The 16,384-nt window shown below is 72.1% G+C and carries 15 protein-coding genes; 5 read left to right on the plus strand and 10 right to left on the minus strand.

All coding sequences use genetic code 11. From position 1 onward, the window contains the following. Positions 1-105 precede the first annotated feature (105 nt). A complete protein-coding gene (locus tag H4696_RS26255; protein ID WP_086855818.1) occupies positions 106-1,485 on the plus strand; it encodes an FAD-binding protein in 1,380 nt (459 codons plus the stop codon). Between the two features lie 39 nt (positions 1,486-1,524). Here H4696_RS26255 and H4696_RS26260 read toward each other — a convergent pair whose 3' ends face one another. Together H4696_RS26260 and H4696_RS26265 are read right to left on the minus strand one after the other, a co-directional pair. After that, positions 1,525-2,271 (minus strand): GAF and ANTAR domain-containing protein, encoded by a 747-nt coding sequence (locus H4696_RS26260; protein ID WP_086855823.1) that lies wholly within the window; start codon positions 2,269-2,271, stop codon positions 1,525-1,527. A gap of 20 nt (positions 2,272-2,291) precedes the next feature. Then, on the minus strand, positions 2,292-3,038 hold the full coding sequence (locus H4696_RS26265) for a GAF domain-containing protein (protein WP_086855817.1): 747 nt from the start codon (positions 3,036-3,038) through the stop codon (positions 2,292-2,294). Positions 3,039-3,329: 291 nt separating this feature from the next. On the opposite strand from H4696_RS26265, the gene H4696_RS26270 reads away from it, so the two are divergent. Together H4696_RS26270 and H4696_RS26275 are read left to right on the plus strand one after the other, a co-directional pair. Beyond that, a complete protein-coding gene (locus H4696_RS26270) occupies positions 3,330-4,871 on the plus strand; it encodes a B12-binding domain-containing radical SAM protein (protein WP_086855816.1) in 1,542 nt (513 codons plus the stop codon). A 61-nt stretch (positions 4,872-4,932) separates the two neighbouring features. Further along, positions 4,933-5,997, plus strand: coding sequence for a fatty acid desaturase family protein (locus H4696_RS26275; RefSeq protein WP_086855815.1), 1,065 nt, complete (start codon positions 4,933-4,935; stop codon positions 5,995-5,997). Between the two features lie 48 nt (positions 5,998-6,045). On the opposite strand, the gene H4696_RS26280 is transcribed toward H4696_RS26275, so the two are convergent. From H4696_RS26280 to H4696_RS26300, 5 genes are all read right to left on the minus strand, one after another. Beyond that, positions 6,046-6,363 carry an STAS domain-containing protein gene (locus H4696_RS26280; RefSeq protein ID WP_158104255.1) on the minus strand — a complete coding sequence of 106 codons (318 nt, stop codon included), beginning with the start codon at positions 6,361-6,363 and terminating at the stop codon, positions 6,046-6,048. A gap of 108 nt (positions 6,364-6,471) precedes the next feature. Then, positions 6,472-7,224, minus strand: a complete 753-nt coding sequence (locus H4696_RS26285) for an ATP-binding protein (protein WP_086855813.1) — start codon at positions 7,222-7,224, stop codon at positions 6,472-6,474. Continuing rightward, entirely contained in the window at positions 7,211-7,966 is a 756-nt protein-coding gene (locus H4696_RS26290) for an ATP-binding protein (RefSeq protein WP_086855812.1), read from the minus strand. The genes H4696_RS26285 and H4696_RS26290 overlap by 14 nt, the downstream gene beginning before the upstream one ends. Beyond that, positions 7,963-8,193, minus strand: coding sequence for a hypothetical protein (locus H4696_RS26295; RefSeq protein ID WP_086855811.1), 231 nt, complete (start codon positions 8,191-8,193; stop codon positions 7,963-7,965). The genes H4696_RS26290 and H4696_RS26295 overlap by 4 nt, the downstream gene beginning before the upstream one ends. A 197-nt stretch (positions 8,194-8,390) precedes the next feature. After that, complete coding sequence (locus tag H4696_RS26300; RefSeq protein ID WP_086855810.1) at positions 8,391-9,854, minus strand: amidase; 1,464 nt, start codon at positions 9,852-9,854, stop codon at positions 8,391-8,393. A gap of 125 nt (positions 9,855-9,979) precedes the next feature. On the opposite strand from H4696_RS26300, the gene H4696_RS26305 reads away from it, so the two are divergent. Then, positions 9,980-11,014 (plus strand): helix-turn-helix transcriptional regulator, encoded by a 1,035-nt coding sequence (locus tag H4696_RS26305; protein ID WP_086855809.1) that lies wholly within the window; start codon positions 9,980-9,982, stop codon positions 11,012-11,014. On the opposite strand, the gene H4696_RS26310 is transcribed toward H4696_RS26305, so the two are convergent. Continuing rightward, a complete protein-coding gene (locus H4696_RS26310; protein ID WP_086855808.1) occupies positions 11,001-14,702 on the minus strand; it encodes a S8 family serine peptidase in 3,702 nt (1,233 codons plus the stop codon). The two genes, H4696_RS26305 and H4696_RS26310, sit on opposite strands and share 14 nt — an antisense overlap. 130 nt (positions 14,703-14,832) lie before the next feature. Between H4696_RS26310 and H4696_RS26315 the strand changes: the two genes are divergently transcribed. Then, positions 14,833-15,129 carry a hypothetical protein gene (locus H4696_RS26315; protein WP_192782550.1) on the plus strand — a complete coding sequence of 99 codons (297 nt, stop codon included), beginning with the start codon at positions 14,833-14,835 and terminating at the stop codon, positions 15,127-15,129. Positions 15,130-15,132: 3 nt separating this feature from the next. On the opposite strand, the gene H4696_RS26320 is transcribed toward H4696_RS26315, so the two are convergent. Then, complete coding sequence (locus tag H4696_RS26320; protein WP_086855806.1) at positions 15,133-15,657, minus strand: TetR/AcrR family transcriptional regulator; 525 nt, start codon at positions 15,655-15,657, stop codon at positions 15,133-15,135. A 72-nt stretch (positions 15,658-15,729) separates the two neighbouring features. Continuing rightward, positions 15,730-16,332 (minus strand): response regulator transcription factor, encoded by a 603-nt coding sequence (locus H4696_RS26325; protein WP_086855805.1) that lies wholly within the window; start codon positions 16,330-16,332, stop codon positions 15,730-15,732. Between the last annotated feature and the right edge of the window lie 52 nt (positions 16,333-16,384).

Here is a 16,384-nt window from a genome sequence, read left to right on the forward strand (position 1 = left end):
CGTACGTCACCCGCAGCACGTCTGCGAAACGTCGACCGATCGTCTATTCGCGACGGTTACGGTCCGCGCTCGTCCATTGTGGAAAGGCCACGAACGGGAGAACCGATGACACAGCCGAACACCGCCGGGCTCGCCGAAGCCGTCCAGGGCCGGGTGTTCGTCCCGGGCGATGCCGGTTACGCGGAGGAATGCGCGAGCTTCAACCCGATCCACCCGCTGACGCCCGCGGTCGTCGTCGCGGCGGAGACCGTGGACGACGTGCGCCACGCCGTGGATTTCGCGCGCGAGAGCTCCCTGCCGATCGCGGTCAAGGCCACCGCGCACCAGGTGGTGAACCCCGCCGAGGGTGCCCTGCTCATCACCACGACCCGGCTCGGCGAGGTGACCGTCGACGTCGAGCGCCGGACGGTGCGGGCCGGGGGTGGCGCCCGCTGGCAGCACGTGCTGGACGAGACGACCAAGGCGGGGCTCGCGCCGGTCGCCGGGTCGTCGCCCGTGGTCGGCGTCGTGGGCTACACGCTCGGCGGCGGCCTGAGCCCGGTGCTGGGCCGGTCGCACGGCTACGCGGCCGACCACGTGCGGCGCATCGAGATCGTCACCGCCGACGGCGCGTTCCGGGTGGCGTCGGCCGAGTCGGAACCCGGCCTGTTCTGGGCGCTGCGCGGCGGCATCGGCAACTTCGGGGTCGTGACGGCCGTGGAGTTCGACGTCTTCCCGTACACCCGGTTCTACGGCGGCGGTCTGTACTTCCCCGGCGAAGACCTGTCCGCGGTACTGCGCACGTGGCAGGAGTGGGCACCCACGCTGCCGGAGCAGGCCACCACCTCGGTGATGATCCAGCGGCTGCCCCCGCTGCCCGAACTGCCGGCGCCCTTGCGCGGTGCCTTCGTGGTCCACCTGCGGTTCGCGCACCTCGGCACGCCGCAGGAGGCGGAGGCACTGCTGGCGCCGATGCGCGCCGCGGCCCCGGTCGTCCTCGACCTCATCGGCGACAAGCCGTTCAGCGCGATGGCGGAGATCCACCTGGACCCGACCGACCCGGTCCCGCACTTCTCCGGTGGCGTCTCGCTGGGCGAACTGACCGCCGAGACGGTCGGCACTTTGGTCCGGCTGACCGGTCCCGGTGCGGACTGTCCCCTCCTGGGGGTGGAGATCCGCTCGCTCGGCGGCGCCTTCGACCGCGAGCCGGTCACGCCGAACGCCGTGCCGAGCCGCGGTGTGCCGTTCACGGTGTACGCGCTGGGCATCGGCGGGCCGGCGGACATGGCGCGGATGGAGGCGTACTTCTCACGCCTGCTGGAAGCCCTGGCGCCGTGGACGCTCGACCGGCGCGCGCCCACGTTCCTGGTGGAGCGCGACGCCAGTCCGGAGGGGGTGCGTGCCGCCTACGGCGATGAACTCCACGACCGGCTCGCCTCGGTGAAGAAGACCTACGACCCGGCGAACGTGTTCCGCTTCAACCACAACATCCCGCCGGCGACGTGATCCGGGCACTGCCGGATCATCGGGTCCACTGTGGACGGATCAGGGCGAGTGGCTCGGCGCCGAAGGGGCGAGCACGACCGCGGGCGCGAGTTCGCGATCGGCCAGCGCGCGGGCCACGTCGCTGAGGCGGAGGTTGTTGCGGCGGGCGTAGCCGCGCAGGGTCGTGAAGGCCGCGTCCATGCTCAGCCGGCCGGTGATGGCGAGGACGCCCTTCGCCTGCTCGATGATCACCCGGCTGGTCAGCGCGGTTTGCAGTTGTTCCGAGAGGACTTCGCCCTGGCGGATGGCCCGTTCGTGGAGGATGCCGATCGTCGCGGTGTCGGCCAGGCCCTGCGCCAGCGCGACGTCGTCGGCGTTGAGCTCGCCCACCGCGTACCCGAACAGGTTCAGGGCTCCGATGGTCTGCTTGCGCAGCCGCAGGGGCAGGGCGTGCACCGAGGCGAACCCGTCCTTGGCCGCCTCGGCCGCGAACCGCGGCCACCGCCCCGCCGCCGCCGCGATGTCGGCCACCAGCACCGGGGTGCTGGTGGTGAAGCACTCGATGCACGGCCCTTCGTCGATGTCGAGCTGGAACAGCTCCAGCAACCGCGCCTGCTCGGTGGAGGACGCGAGCACCTGCAAGCCGCCCCGCTCGTCGACCAGCGTCAACCCGGCCGCGGCGACGTCGAGCAGCTCCACGCACTGCTCCACGAGGGTGTGCAGCAGGTCGGCGACGTCGTAGTCGTCCACCAGGGTGTCCGCCAGCGCGACGAACGCGCGAGTCACCTGTCGTTCACGGTCGGCCATGCCCACCATCTCCCGCATCGTCAGCTGCCTTCATGGTGTACCTCACCGAACTCCTCGTCCAACCGCAGCCGACCGGCCACGATGTCTCCCGCGACCTCGAGCAGGGAACGGCCGTGCCCGAACGCGTACGCCCGCAGTCGCGCCAGCGCGGCGGACGCGGACAGGTCCAGGTGCGCGATCAGCATCCCGGTGGCCTGGTGGACCTCCCGGAACCGCATTCCCGCGCCCGCCATCCACCGCCCGTCCCCGTCGAGCCACAGACCACCTCCGGCGCGCAGTCCCGAGAGGGCGAGCGCGGCGATGTCGGCCACCTGCAGCGCCGTCGACAGCTCGTCCGGGCTCAGCGAGCCCGGCGTCGACCGGTAGGTGTCGAGGGTCGCCACCCGGGCCGCCCCGATCTGCACCGGGAACGTGAACAGCGCGGCCACCGGCTGCGCCGCGGCCTCGGCCGCGAACACCGGCCACGCCGCAGGCGGCCCGGCGGCCAGATCGGGCACCAGGACCGGCCCACCGAGGACGTAGGCCTCGAAACACGGCCCTTCACCCAGGGAGAACTGCAGTTCCGCCAGCGCCGTGCTCACCGCGTCGCTGGCGTAGACGACCTCGCGGTGCCCCGCGTCGACCATCATCGAGACCGCCGCACCGTCCACCGGCAGCAGGCGCACGCACGCCCGGCACACCCGGCCGACGACGTCGACCCCGGTCCCGGCGCTGCCGTGGTCCAGCGCGGCCTGCACGCTCGCGCGCAGGATTTCGATCTCAGGCATCGCGAGCGCACGACCCACGAGCTTCGCATTCGCGCATCGGCCCCCTTCGGGTCGGTGTTCGTCATCGCCACACCAACTCGGACACGACCGGGGTCCGGATCAGCGCCGCTCCCGCGGCCGCGTCGACCCATCGTACTCACCGGCCCGTTCGCGCACGGTGATCGGCCGGTGCGCCGGGGGTATAGTCACGGATGATCGCCGCGTCCGCCCCAGTCCCCGGTGACGTCGCCATCAGCTCCTCGCTGATCGTCGTGACCGGCCGCCCGGCCGGCCCTCCGAGAGGACCGCGCGATGCGAATCGGAATCCTCGACATCCTCGGTCCGCCGGCCCGCAGACCGGTGGACCTCGCCTACCAGGTGCTGATCACCAAGCAGTACGCCAGTATCACCCCGCAGGCCATCTCGGTGTGGTGCCGCCGCAGCGGGCACGAGACCTTCTACGCCACCTACTACGGCGTCGGCCGGCCGCACCGCTTGCTGCCCGCCGACCTCGACGTGGTGTTCATCTCCTGCTACACGCAGGTCAGCCACCTCGCCTACGCGCTCGCGAAGATCTACCGCCGGGCCGGGATCCGCACGGTGATCGGCGGCCCGCACGCCAAGGCGTTCCCGGTGGACTGCCTGCGTTTCTTCGACCTGGTGGTCGGCGAATGCGATCCGGAGCTGGTCGCCGACATCCTGTCCGGGCAGTTCGACCCGGGCACGGTGATCTCGGCGGCCCGGCCGTTCGACGACGTGCCGACGGTGGAGGAGCGGATGCCGGAAATCCGCGCCTCCGCGTTCTTCTGGGGACGCAAGCCGCTGCTGCTGTCGGCGGTTCCGATGCTCGCGAGCATGGGCTGCCCGTACCGGTGCGACTTCTGCATCGACTGGAGCAGCACCTACCGGCCGCTCCCGGCCGACCGGCTCCGGGCCGACCTGCGGTACCTGGCCGAGCACCTGCCGGACCTGCTCATCGTGTTCCACGACCCGAACTTCGCGGTGAAGTTCGACGACGTCTTCGAGACGCTGGAGAGCCTGCCGCCGGGGCGGCGACCGCCGTACATCATCGAAAGCTCGCTCACCGTGCTCCGCGGTGACCGGCCGCGGCGGCTGAAGGAAACGAACTGCGCGATGGTCGCGCCGGGCGTCGAGTCATGGACCGGCTATTCCAACAAAGCCGGTGTCGGCCGGACCGGCGGCACCGAGAAGGTCGAGCGCGTCGCCGCGCACTTCGCCCAGCTGGCCGAAAACGTGCCCTACCTGCAGGCGAACTTCATGTTCGGGCTCGACTCCGACGAGGGCGACGAACCGGTCGAGCTGACCAAGCGGTTCATGGACCTGGCCCCGTTCGCCTTTCCGACGATCAACATCCCGGTGCCCTTCGGCGGCACCCCGCTGCACGGGGAACTCACCGCGGCCGGGCGGATCCTCGCCACCATGCCGTTCACCTTCTATTACGCGCCCTACCTGGTGACCACCATCAAGAACTACGACCCGGTGACCTATTACGAAAAGCTCGTCGAGCTCTATTCGCACGCCGCGTCGCCGTCGATGCTGAGCCGGCGGCTGCGGACCACCTCGCACCGCGTCGTCGGCTACGTCCACCGGGCCCGCACCGCGAGTTTCCGCTCCGACATCGCGAGCTTCCGCCGCATCCTGGACATGCTGCGCACGGACCCGGCGTTCCTGGCGTTCCACGAAGGCCGGAGCACCACCCTGCCGGAGTTCTACCGCCGGACCGGCGAACGCATGCTGGGCCGTTACGCCGAACTGCTCTCCCCGGCCGACCGGACGCCCGACCTGTCGCCGGCCGGTCCCCCGCGCCACCACCTCACCATCGAGAAGAAGTAGCCGCGGCCAGGTCGTCCGCGTCGAAGAACGGAACGCCATCCGATCCGAGGAGAAGTGCCTCATGGCCACGAAGACGACCGACCTGGAACCGGGAGCGATCGACCGGATCGGGGCGGAGCTGGACGCCCTGCGCCGCCGCGTGGCCGCCGATCTCGGTGCGGCCGATGCCGACTACATCCACAACGTCGTCGCGGTGCAAAGGCTGTCCGAAGCCGGCGGCCGGGTGCTGTTGTTCGCCGGGTGGTTCCCGCCCGCGTGGCTGGGCGGGGTGGCGGCGCTGGCGTTGTCGAAGATCCTCGACAACATGGAAATCGGCCACAACGTCATGCACGGGCAGTACGACTGGATGAAGGACCCCGCGCTGAATTCGCGGACCTTCGAGTGGGACATGGTCTGCCCGGGCGGGCAGTGGCGCCGCTCGCACAACTTCACGCACCACACCTACACCAACATCCTCGGCAAGGACCGCGACGTCGGCTACGGCATCCTCCGCATCACCGAGGACCAGCCCTGGCACCCGTACTACCTCGGCAACCCGCTCTACGCCGCCGCGCAGGCGGTGTTCTTCGAGTACGGCATCATGCTGCACGACCTGGAAATGGACCGGATCGTGCAGGGGAAGCGCGGCTGGGCCGACGTCCGGCCGCTACTGGGGCCGATGCTGCGCAAGACCGCCCGGCAGGCCGGCCGCGACTACGTCCTCCACCCGGTGCTCACCGGCCCGCTGGCCCCGTTGACGCTGACCGCGAACATCACCGCCAACCTCGTCCGCAACCTCTGGGCGTTCGCGATCATCTTCTGCGGCCACTTCCCGGACGGGACCGAAGTTTTCACCGAGGAACAGAGCCAGGACGAAAGCCGCGGGCAGTGGTACGTGCGCCAGCTGCTCGGCTCGGCGAACATCGACGGAAGCCCGCTGTTCCACGTGCTTTCGGGGAACCTCGGCCACCAGATCGAGCACCACCTGTTCCCGGACCTGCCCAGCCACCGCTACTCGCGGATCGCCCCCGAGGTGCGGGCGATCTGCGAGCGCCACGACCTGCCCTACCACACCGGATCCCTGTCGCGGCAGCTCGGCTCGGTCGTCCGGAAGATCTTCCGCCTGGCACTGCCCCGGTGGCGCTGAGCCGGGTCCCGCTGTGTCCACATCGGACACCCGGGCCCAGAGCCCCGGTCAGCTCTCCGTCGCGTCGGCCAGGGTCGGGTAGACGGCCAGCACTTCGTCCGACGCGGTGAGGGTGATGGTGCGCAGGGCCGCACCGCTCGCGACCACCCGCAGCCGGGTGTGCTCCCCGGCGGCGCGCCGCGCGCCGAGCAGGACGTGCAGGCCCGCCGCGGCCAGGAAGTCCACGCCGGTCAGGTCGACGACCAGCGTGGCCGGCCGCCGGTTCACGGCATCGACGACGGCATCGGACAGGCACGAGGCGGTGCGGAGGTCCACCGTCCCCACGGCCGCCACCACCAGCGCTCCCTCGAGCGTGCTCGTCGACACGACCAGTCTTTCGCGCAGGCCTGCCGGAGGCTCTTCAGGATCGGGACCGCGACGAGTCACGGCTGCCATTCTGACGCACGCGGCTGCCGACGGCGGTGCGCAGGAGCGTCAGCTCCCCCGCGGAGAGGAGGCGAGCGTCGCCCAGACGACCTTGCCGCCCGACCACCGGCGGCTGCTCCCCCAGGTCGTCGCGGCGTCCGCGACGATGTGCAAGCCGATCCCGGGGGCACGCGGATGAGTTCGTTCGAGGAGGACGGCGGGGCGGGGGTTCTCGTCGGCGACGGCGATGGAGAGCAAGCCCTGGCGGAGGTCGAGGCGCAGCTCGGGCGAGGACGTGGTGTGCCGGAGCGCGTTGCCGAAGAGCTCGTTCACGATCAGGATCGCGTCGTAGAACAGCTCCGGCACACCCCAGTTCGTCGTCCGGTCGCGGAGGAACGCGCCGGCCAGCTTCGTCGCCTCCCCCGTGCGGGGGAACTTCCGGTGGGCCCACCGGCGAGCGGGGATCCGCTGGTGGGTTTCCGCGACCTCGACGTCGTCGTGGACCGTGACGAACCGATCGAGCCCCCGGCGGCGGAAGGCCCGCAGGTGGGTCCGCTGGCGCGTGACCAGGGTCAGCGGGATGCCGGGCCAGTTCGCCATCCGGCGGCCCACCAGCGGGAACACCCCGACGGGGGACAGTTCGCCGATGACCAGCCCGTCGATGTCGGCGATCAGCGAGGGTGGTCCGTCGGCGGACACCTTCAGCAGGCCGTCACGCAGGAAGCCGTACCCGGAGAGGTCGAGCTCCCCGGTGGCGGTCACCACGGCGCTCGAAAGCCGGGGTGAGAAGGCCAGGGTGATACCGGCGTTACCCGGTGCCATGGCGGTACCTGGCCCGGCGCGGCACCACGGCCCAGACGACCTTGCCGCCGCCCCAGGAGCGGCTGCACCCCCAGGCGTGGGTGGTCCGGGCGACCAGCCGCAGGCCGAGACCGTGCTCGCTGGGGCGCTCGAGCAGCACGGCCTCGTGCGGGTCGTCGTCGGCCACCGAGATGATGAAGGTGTCCCGGCGCAGCTCCAGCCGCAGCCGGGGGTTCGACGTGGTGTGCCGGATCGTGTTTTCCACCAGCTCGGTCGCGACCAGGCGGACGTCGTCGGCGTACTCCGGCACCTGCCACTGCTCGCAGACCCGGCCGACGAACGCCCGCGCGACCGCGGAGGCCTCGGGCGACGCGGCCAGCAGCTGCAGGGCCCGTCGGCGGGGTGGCCGTTCGCGGGCCCGCTCGGCCGCCGGGACGTCGGCGTGGACCGGCACGAACCGGTCCGCAGCCTGCCTCGCCAGCTGCGCCACGTGGTCCGGGCGGTCGGTCACCACCGCGAACGGGATAGCCGGCCAGGCGTCGATCCGCACCGCGATCACGGCGAACACCGCCAGCAAGGTGGCGTCGCCGATGTCGAGGCCCCGGATGTCGGCGATGACGCTCGTCGGCGCGTCCGTGGCCACCTTGAGCACGCCGTCGCGCAGCGCGCCGCAGTTGGCCGGGGTCAGGGTGCCGGTCACCGTCGCCACGGTCGACTCCGCCCGGTGGTCCGGCACCAGGCACAGACCGTTTCCGCTGGTCATGGACTCGCCTCGGTCCCGCGAGAGGTGGGCGGGCGCGACCGGCCGGACGGCGTGGGCCGCGCACCGGCCACACCGTCGGCGGCTTCGAGCCCGAGCGCGTCGAGCAGGGACGCGCAGTCACCGGCGTCGCTCGCGAACGACGCCACCACGCGGGCCCCGCGATAGCGCTGCTCACGGGAAAGTCCGGGGGTACCGGCCTCCTCGGGCAACGCCGCGACGCGCCTCATCGGATCAGGAGCGGACGTGCGCCCCCTGGGCGCCCGGGCGTCACGACGATCATCAGGCCTCCGTCGGTAGCTGACCGCATATGGTCGTACCGCCGGGGTCCGGAGCGGGACGCGTCTCGGCAGCCGGCGCGAAACGGCCGCCGCCGATGCACCGAGTGTAGCCCAGAAGTCACGGGGCGAGCGGAGTAAAACCCCGGCTACCAGGTGCGATTTCCGGCTGGGGCGAACCCCCGTTCCGGGGCCCGGAAGCCGCCGATCTCCCGCTCCAGCAGTTCCGCCAGCCGCAGCGGGGTGCGGTCCTCGAACATCGGGCCGATGAGCTGGACGCCGACCGGCAGGCCCTCGGCGGACCGGCCCGCGGGTACGGCGGTGGCGGGCAGGCCGGGCATGGTGGCCAGGCCGGCCCAGACGAGCTGGTCGAAGTACGGGTACTCGGTGCCGTCGACGGCGATGCGGCGTTCCATCGGGTTGGGGTGGTGGTCGTGCGGGAACGCCGGTGTCGGCGTGATCGGGCACACCACCGCGTCGAACTCGGCGAACAGCCGCCGCCAGGCGTGGCGGTGGAGTTCACGGCCCTGGTTCGCGACCAGCCAGTCGCTGTGGCTGAACGCCATGGCGCGCAGCCGCACGGCGTCCAGGCCGGTGGCCCCAGCCTGCAGCCGCTCCAGTGATTCGATCGGGAACCGCGCGACGGTGCCCGAGATCAGCAACTGCATGTAGAGCGTCGCCGCTTCGGTCAGGTCGGGCAGCAGGGGGCTGTGGTGCTCGACGCGGGCGCCGCTGTCGGCGAGCGCGGCGGCCACCCGGTGCACGCCCGCGCGCACGGCGGCCCCGGTCGGGATGAGCGGGTGCTCGTCGAGGACCAGGACGCGGAAGTCCCCGAGCCGCTCGTGGCGGGCGGGCGGCAAGGTCACCGCGTGCGCCACGCCGGACGTCAGCGGGTCCGGGCCGGCCATGACGTCGAGTAGGAGCGTGAGGTCGCGGGCGGACCGCGCCATCGGACCGACTACGGCGAGGTCGAGCTCGACCGGCAGGGCCGGCTCGGCCGGCGGGACCATGCCGCGGCTCGCCGCCAGCCCGAGTGTCGGCTTGTGCGCGTAGACGCCGCAGAAGTGCGCGGGGGTGCGCAGCGAGCCGGCGATGTCGGAGCCGATGGACAGCGCGCCGAAGCCGGACGCCAGCGCCGCCGCCGACCCGCCGGAGGACCCGCCCGAGGTGCGATCGGGGTCCCACGGGTTGGTGGTGGTGCCGTAGATGTCGTTGAAGGTCTGGATGTCCTGCAGCCCCAGCGGCACGTTGGTCTTGCCGAGCACCACCGCGCCCGCGGCCTTGAGCCGCGACACCTGCACCGCGTCCTCGGCCGGCATGAAGTCCCGGTGCGGCGGCATGCCCCAGGTGGTGGGCAGCCCGGCGACGTCGTAGGACTCCTTGACCGTCACCGGGATGCCGAGCAGCGGCCGGTCCTCACCGCGTGCGCGTGCCTCGTCGGCGCGCCGGGCGGCGGCCCGCGCGCGGTCGAAGTCCGGCACACAGATCGCGTTGACAACCTCGTCGTCGCGCTCGATGCGGGCGATCGCCTCGTCGGTCAGTTCCGCCGACGTCACCGCACCGGCACGCATCGCGGTCGTGAGTTCCTCGGCCGTTCGAAAGCTCCAGTCCATGAACGCGAAGCTAGCGACGTGCCGCCGGGGGCACGAAATTTCTTTTCCCACAACGCCGCGCGCCGGGACGGATGTCTCAATTCCTGTCCGCCGGACGTCTGTGTCCGCGTTGTACGTTGTGCCTTGTGCTGGAAGCGCTGGGCATGACTCCCGACGAAGAACGGGTCTACCGCGTGATCGTCGGCGGCTACCGGACCGGCCCCGGCGAGATCGCCGGCAAGGCCGGGGTGAACCGCGCGGACGTGGACCCGATCCTGGAGGTCCTGCTGGCGAAGGGACTCGTCAGCAGGGCGGGCGAGCACTACGTGTCCGCGCCACCGGACGTCTCGCTCGGCCCGCTGCTGGTGCACGGCCAGGAGAAGCTGGAGGCCGCCCGTGCCGCGGTGTCGCAGCTCGCCGAGGAGTACCGCGGCAGCGTGCGGCGGCGGGACTCCGCACAGCTCGTCGAGGTCATCACCGGCGTGGACGCGATCCGGCGGCAGGCGCTGAGCATCCAGCGCGGTGCCCGCGAAGAGTCGCTGTGGTTCTGCCTGGAGGGCAACGTCGCGATGGCGGCGTCGGAGAACGTCGAGGAAGCGCTGGCGCAGGCTCGCGGCGTGCAGTACCGGGTGATCTACGAGACCGGCCTGCTCGAAGAACCCGGCCGGATCGCCAACGTCCTGGAGGGGATCGAGGGTGGCGAGATCGCCCGCTCGATCTCGAAGCTGCCGGTGCGCCTGGCCATCTCCGACCGCAAGGTGGCGCTGTGCCCGCTGGTCAGCCACGACAGCACCGGGGAGCCGACCGCCGCGCTCGTCCGGGAAAGCAGCCTGCTGTCCGCGCTGGTCGCGTTGTTCGAGGTCTACTGGGAACGCGCGTCGCCGCTGCGGATCGGCGACACCGCGCCCACCAGCCACCTCGACCCCGACGAGCGACGGCTGCTGTCGCTGCTCATCAGCGGGGTCAGCGACAAGTCGATCGCGACGCAGCTCGACGTCAGCTACCGGACCGTCCAGCGGCGCCTGCAGGACCTGATGCGGCGGGTCAACGTCCGGACCCGGATGCAGCTGGCCTGGCAGGCGAGCAAGCTCGGCTGGCTGGACGAGCCGAGCCCCGGGTACCTCCTGCCGCGAACCGGCGGAAGGCACCCGGAGCCCGTGCGCGACGCTATTTCGCGCTGAGCCCGTACGCCCGCAGCACCGTCTGGTCGACGGCGTCGCCCGCGCTGTCGGTGGCCAGCACCCGCAGCGCGACGTAGGAGTTCGTGGCGCCGAGCGGCGGGTGGTCGATCGTGGCCTCGTAGGACTTCCCGGTGCGCTTGACGTCGACCGCGCGCCAGGTCTTGCCGTCGTCGTAGGACGCCCAGGCCTTCATCGACCGCACGTCCGGCGCGGCCATCCCGTCCTGGAACCTTGCGGTCAGGCCGATCCTGGCCGTGCGGCCGGCCGGGAGCCGGTTGCCGGAGTCGGCGTCGACCGCGTAATCCAGCTGCAGCAACGGAAGCAGCGCCGGCGACGCCGACCGCGCCGAGCGGAACGTCCACGACGTCCGCGTGCTCGTGCCGAACAGCCACTCCGGCGAATCGCGCCGCACCGACAGGTCGAGCCGGTAGGTCGCCGGGTTCGCGCCGGCCGGGAAGGTGCCGAACGCGGCGGGCTGTTCCGACACGAGCTTGCCGTCGCGGAACAGTTTCGCCGACGTGACGGCCGGCCCGGCCTGGTCGTCGCCTTCGTTGAAGCCGTAGTGCCCCGCCTGGCTGTCGACGAACTCCGGAATCCGGATCTGGAGCTTGTCCCCGTCGCGGGTCGAGTCCATGCCGGGCACGCCGCGCGGGATGGCGGGCCGGACCACCGGCGCGAACCAGTCCTCGGTGATGTTCTCCTTGCCCGTGTAGGTGCGCGGCGCCGCGGTCATGCCGCCTTGGAGCGGCGACATCTCGTCCCAGATCAGGCCGTGCTTGACCCGGTGCTGCCACAGGACGTCCCCGGAGCTGACGTACTCCTCGCGGGTCGACGGCGTCGCCACGAGCCGCTGGTACTCGTTGACGGCGAAGTCCTGCCACGGCTTCCACGCGAACCGCTGTTCCTTGGCCTCACCGCCGCTGCCGGTCTGGCGGTAGTGGGTGGTGACGGTCGCGGTGTTCGCCGCGGTGACCCGGTGGACGATCTTCTCCGGGATCCGGTCACGCTCGGTCTGGACCACGTCGTAGAGGTACGGGCTGACCGCGATCCCCCGCAGGCTCAGGAAAACCGGCAGCCGCTTGAGCTGGGCCAGCAGCGCCACCCCCTCGTCCCGGTCGAGCTGGACGGTCGGGATCGGCAGGAACGGCGCCGCGCTGATCGACGGCACCGAGGCGGTGCTCCAGCCGTCCGGCACGGTGATGAAGACCATCGCCGCGCCGGCGGCCGCGGCGGCGCGGGAGACCTCGTCGCGGTTGTAGTCCGCCGGGTCCGGGTCGACGATCGCGACCTTCCCGCGCACGTCCGCCCGCTTGAAGTCCGCCGGCTTGCCCGCACCGGCCGAGACGGCTTGCAGCAGCCGCCAGCCGTCCAGTTTGGGCGACCCGGCGAGGTAGCGGGTCGTGAGCGGGGCACGGCCGCCCAGGACGTTCGCCGTCAGCGGTGGCGCGATCCTCGACCAGCGGGAGCCGAACTCGAAGGCGCCGGTGGTCACCTTCGGGGTCGGGGTGACGCGGAGTTCGCGGGTGTAGTCGAACTGCATGGCGTAGTTCGCGATCCGGCGCGGACCGAGTTCCCGGTAGGTGTAGTAGCTCCAGATCCCGGCCTGTTCGGACGGTTGCGGGGTCTGGATGTCCACCTTCACCGCCTTGCGGGCGTCCAGCACGACGGTCGTGTCACCGGTGATCCGCAGCTCCGGCAGGACGACCTGGGTGGCGGTGAGGCCGTCCCGGGTCCCGTCGACCTCGGCGGTCAGGTAGTAAACGCCCGCGCCGAGCTCGACGGTCAGGCTGTCGCCGCCCAGCCAGGTGTTCACGTCGAAGCGGTAGTCCTCGCCGTACATCAGCAGCCACGGCGCGACGGTCGGCTTGCCCCGCAGGTCGAGCGCGGAGATCTTGACCTTGTGCTTCGGCGCGGTCTTGTCCGCGCCGAGCGAGGTGTGCACGGCCACGCCGCCGGCGGTCGCGGTGAGCCGCCCGCTGTAGGTGCCCGCCGCCAGCTTCGCCGGGTCGCCGGTGAGGGTGACCGTCGCCTGGCCACCGGCCGGAACGTCCACAGCGGACTTGTCGAGCCGGATCCCGTCGGCGGCGGGCACGCCGGCGAGGGACTTGGCGTCGAGGGCCAGCTTCAGCGAGACCGGCGTGGTGCCGACGTTGGTGTAAGTGACCTGTTTGGACACCGGAGCTTTGCCGTCCTCGACGGCGCCGAGGTCGAGCGTGCCGGTGGCGAAGACCTTCTGCTTCACCGCGCGGGCCACGTCGACCCGGCCGCCACCCTGTTCGAACACCGAGAGTCCGGTGGCGGTCAGGGAAGTGCTCGCCAGCGCGTCCTTGAGCCGGCTGCCCGGCCAGTCGGGGTGCTGCTGGGCGAGGATCGCCACCGCGCCGGCGACGTGCGGCGTGGCCATGGACGTGCCGGAGGCGGCGGTGTAGTGGTCGTCGACGACGTCACCCATGGCGGTGCCCGCCGCGCGCGCGGCGACGATGCCGACGCCGGGCGCGGTGATGTCCGGCTTGACGGCGTTGTCGCCCAGGCGCGGCCCGCGGCTGGAGAACGACGCCAGGCTTTCGTCACGGCCGACGGCGCCGACGGTCAGCGCGGCGGCGGCGGTGCCCGGCGAGCCGATGGTGTAGGCGCCCTGTTCGCCGTCGTTGCCGCCGGCCACCACGAAGAGCGTGCCGGTCTGCGCGCTGAGCGCGTCGAGACCGAGGCTGAGCGCGTCGGTGCCGTCGGTCGGCCCGCCGCCGAGGCTCATGTTGACCGCCTTGGCGCCGGAGTGCGCCGCCCACTCCATCCCGGCGAGGACCCAGGACTCGTAGCCGGAGCCGTCGTCGTCGAGGACCTTCCCGACGAGCAGTTCCGCGCCCGGCGCGGCGCCCTTGAGCTTGCCGCCCGAAGCGGCGCCGGAACCCGCGATCGTCGAGGCGACGTGCGTGCCGTGGCCGAACCGGTCGGTGGTGTCGGGGCTGGTCGTGAAGTTGACCGCCTCGCGCACGCGCCCGGCGAGGTCGGGGTGGGTGGGGTCGTAGCCGGTGTCGAGCACCGCGACCGTGGTGCCGGTGCCGTCGTAGCCCGCGGCCCACGCCTCGGGGGCGCCGATCTGCGGGACGCTGCGGTCTAGGGTGGCGCGGACCTTGCGGTCCAGGGAGATCCGCTCGATCGCGGGGCTCGCCGACGAGGCCCAGAACGCGGCCGCGCCGGCCTTGCTGGCCCGCGCGGAACGGCCGTTGACGCTGGTCAGCGTCACGCCGAGCTCGGCAGCGGCCGGGGCGGCGGTGCGGAGGTCCGCGCCCTTGCGGTAGGTGAGGATCAGCGGGAGGGTCTTCGACTGCTCGTCGGCGTAGCCCTCGGCGATCAGCTCGGTGACGTCGAACAGGCTCCGGTCGACCTGCTTCGACCCCAGCCGGGGCGCGACGTCCTCGGGGAAGACGCTGAGGTGGCCGTCGATCTCCTGCTGGTGGAACCGGATCTTTTCCCGGCCCGGCGCGGGCCGCACGGTGGCGGCCTGCTTGCCGCCGGGCTGCCGCTCGACCTGGACGACGTCACCGGTGAGCAGGGTGACCGAATGCCGTTCGACGCCAGCGGGAGCCGGTGCCGCTTGCGGGCCGGTGGCCGCGCCCGCGACTCCGGCGGTGCCCGCGGCCAGTGCGCCGGCGCAGGTCAGGACCAGAACACGTGATCTCCAGTGCATCGCATCAGGCTTGCGCCGCCACCGTGATCCGTCACTAGGGCGGCCGCGTCCGAAACACGACACGTCGCAACTTCGTCAGCTCACCACGACCGGCCGCGCCGTCTGCCCGGCGGCAGATAGGTTGTCGCCCGTGCGAGACGACGGGCGTGTGGCGAGAGCGGTGGTCATGGCGCTGGGATGCGTCCTGATCGCGCTGGGCATCGCCGCCGGGGGTGCGCTCCTCCTGATCGCCGGGCTGGCGAGCGGGGGCCGTGACTGGGCCGGCTCCGGGCCGCTGTTCGCCTGGTTCGTCGCAGCCGTCGCGTGGACGGTGCTGGCCGGTGGGGCGGCCGTCTGGGCGGCGCGCCGGAAGAGCTGGCTCGCCGGGCTGCCCTGCGTCGTGCTCGGCGCGGTGCCCGCCGCCGTCGTGGCGGTGACCCTGCGCTGATCCTCAGCCTCTCAGGACCCACTCGATCTGCTCGACCGTCGGCGTCTCCACCTCGAACAGGCACTGCAGCTGGAAGCCGTCGGCGGTGGCGGCCAGGCGGGCGGCCTCGGCCGGGGGCAGGATCTCCGCCAGCCGTTCGCGCAGGCGGGCGTTCGCCAGGCGGCTGGCCTGGCGGAACTCCTCGTGGCGCGTGCCCAGCGCGTACAGCTCGTAGGCGACCACGCTCGTAGCGCGCTGCTCGGTCAGCTGGTGGTGGATCAGCTCCGCCAGCCGGGGCACGACGTTGTCCGGGCCGGTTCCGTCGAGCCACTCGCGCAGCGTGTCCGTCCGCAGCCGGAGGACGCGGGAGCCGACCTCGAGCAGCAGGGCCGGGACCGACGCGAAGTGTTCGGCGGCCGCGCCGGGCGGGAGGCCCGCCTCGGCCGTGACCGTCTCGGCGGTGATGCTCGCGAGGCCGCCGCGCTGCGCCAGCCGGACGGCGGCGTGCACGAGCAGCTCCCGCCACTCGGGGTCGATCGGCGTGTTCATCGGGCGCACCAGCAGCTCCCCCCTCCTGACCCCGAAAGCATGACACCGTCCCGTGTCAAGGGGCCGACCGGGCTAGAGCCAGTCGTGCTCGCGCGCGTAGCGGGCCGCTTCGTGGCGGGTGCGGGTCTGGGTCTTCTGCATCGCGTTCGACAGGTAGTTGCGGACCGTGCCCTCCGCGAGGTGCAGCTGCCCGGCGATGTCGGCCACCGCGAAGCCCTCGCGGGTCGCGCGCAGGACGTCCAGCTCCCGGTCGGTCAGCGGGCAGTCGTCGACGACGGCGAGGGCCGAGACGTCCGGGTCGATCCAGCGCTTGCCCGCGTGCAGGGTCTTGATCACCGACGTGATGTGGGCCGGTTCCGCCGACTTGCTGACGAAGCCCTGGACGCCGAGCTTCAGCGCCTTGCGGAGCACGCCGGGGCGGGCGTGCCGGGTCAGCATCAGGATCACCTGGTCCGGCCGGGCGCGGCGGATCTTCTCGACCGCGCCGAGCCCGTCCACGCGCGGCATTTCGAGGTCGATGACCAGCACGTCCGGCCGGTGTTCGAGGGTGGCCGCGACCGCCGCTTCGCCGTCGTCGGCCTCGGCTAGCACCGTGATCTCGCCTTCCAGCGGCAGCAGCGCGGCCAGCGCCTTGCGGAGCAGGGCCTCGTCGTCGGCGAGCACCACGGTTGTCATCGTCGGGCCTCCTTCGGCGCTTTTGGGGGTCCGGGTGGCGAAGCCCCCGGCC

Source organism: Amycolatopsis lexingtonensis (genome assembly GCF_014873755.1).
In the GTDB taxonomy this organism is placed as follows: domain Bacteria; phylum Actinomycetota; class Actinomycetes; order Mycobacteriales; family Pseudonocardiaceae; genus Amycolatopsis; species Amycolatopsis lexingtonensis.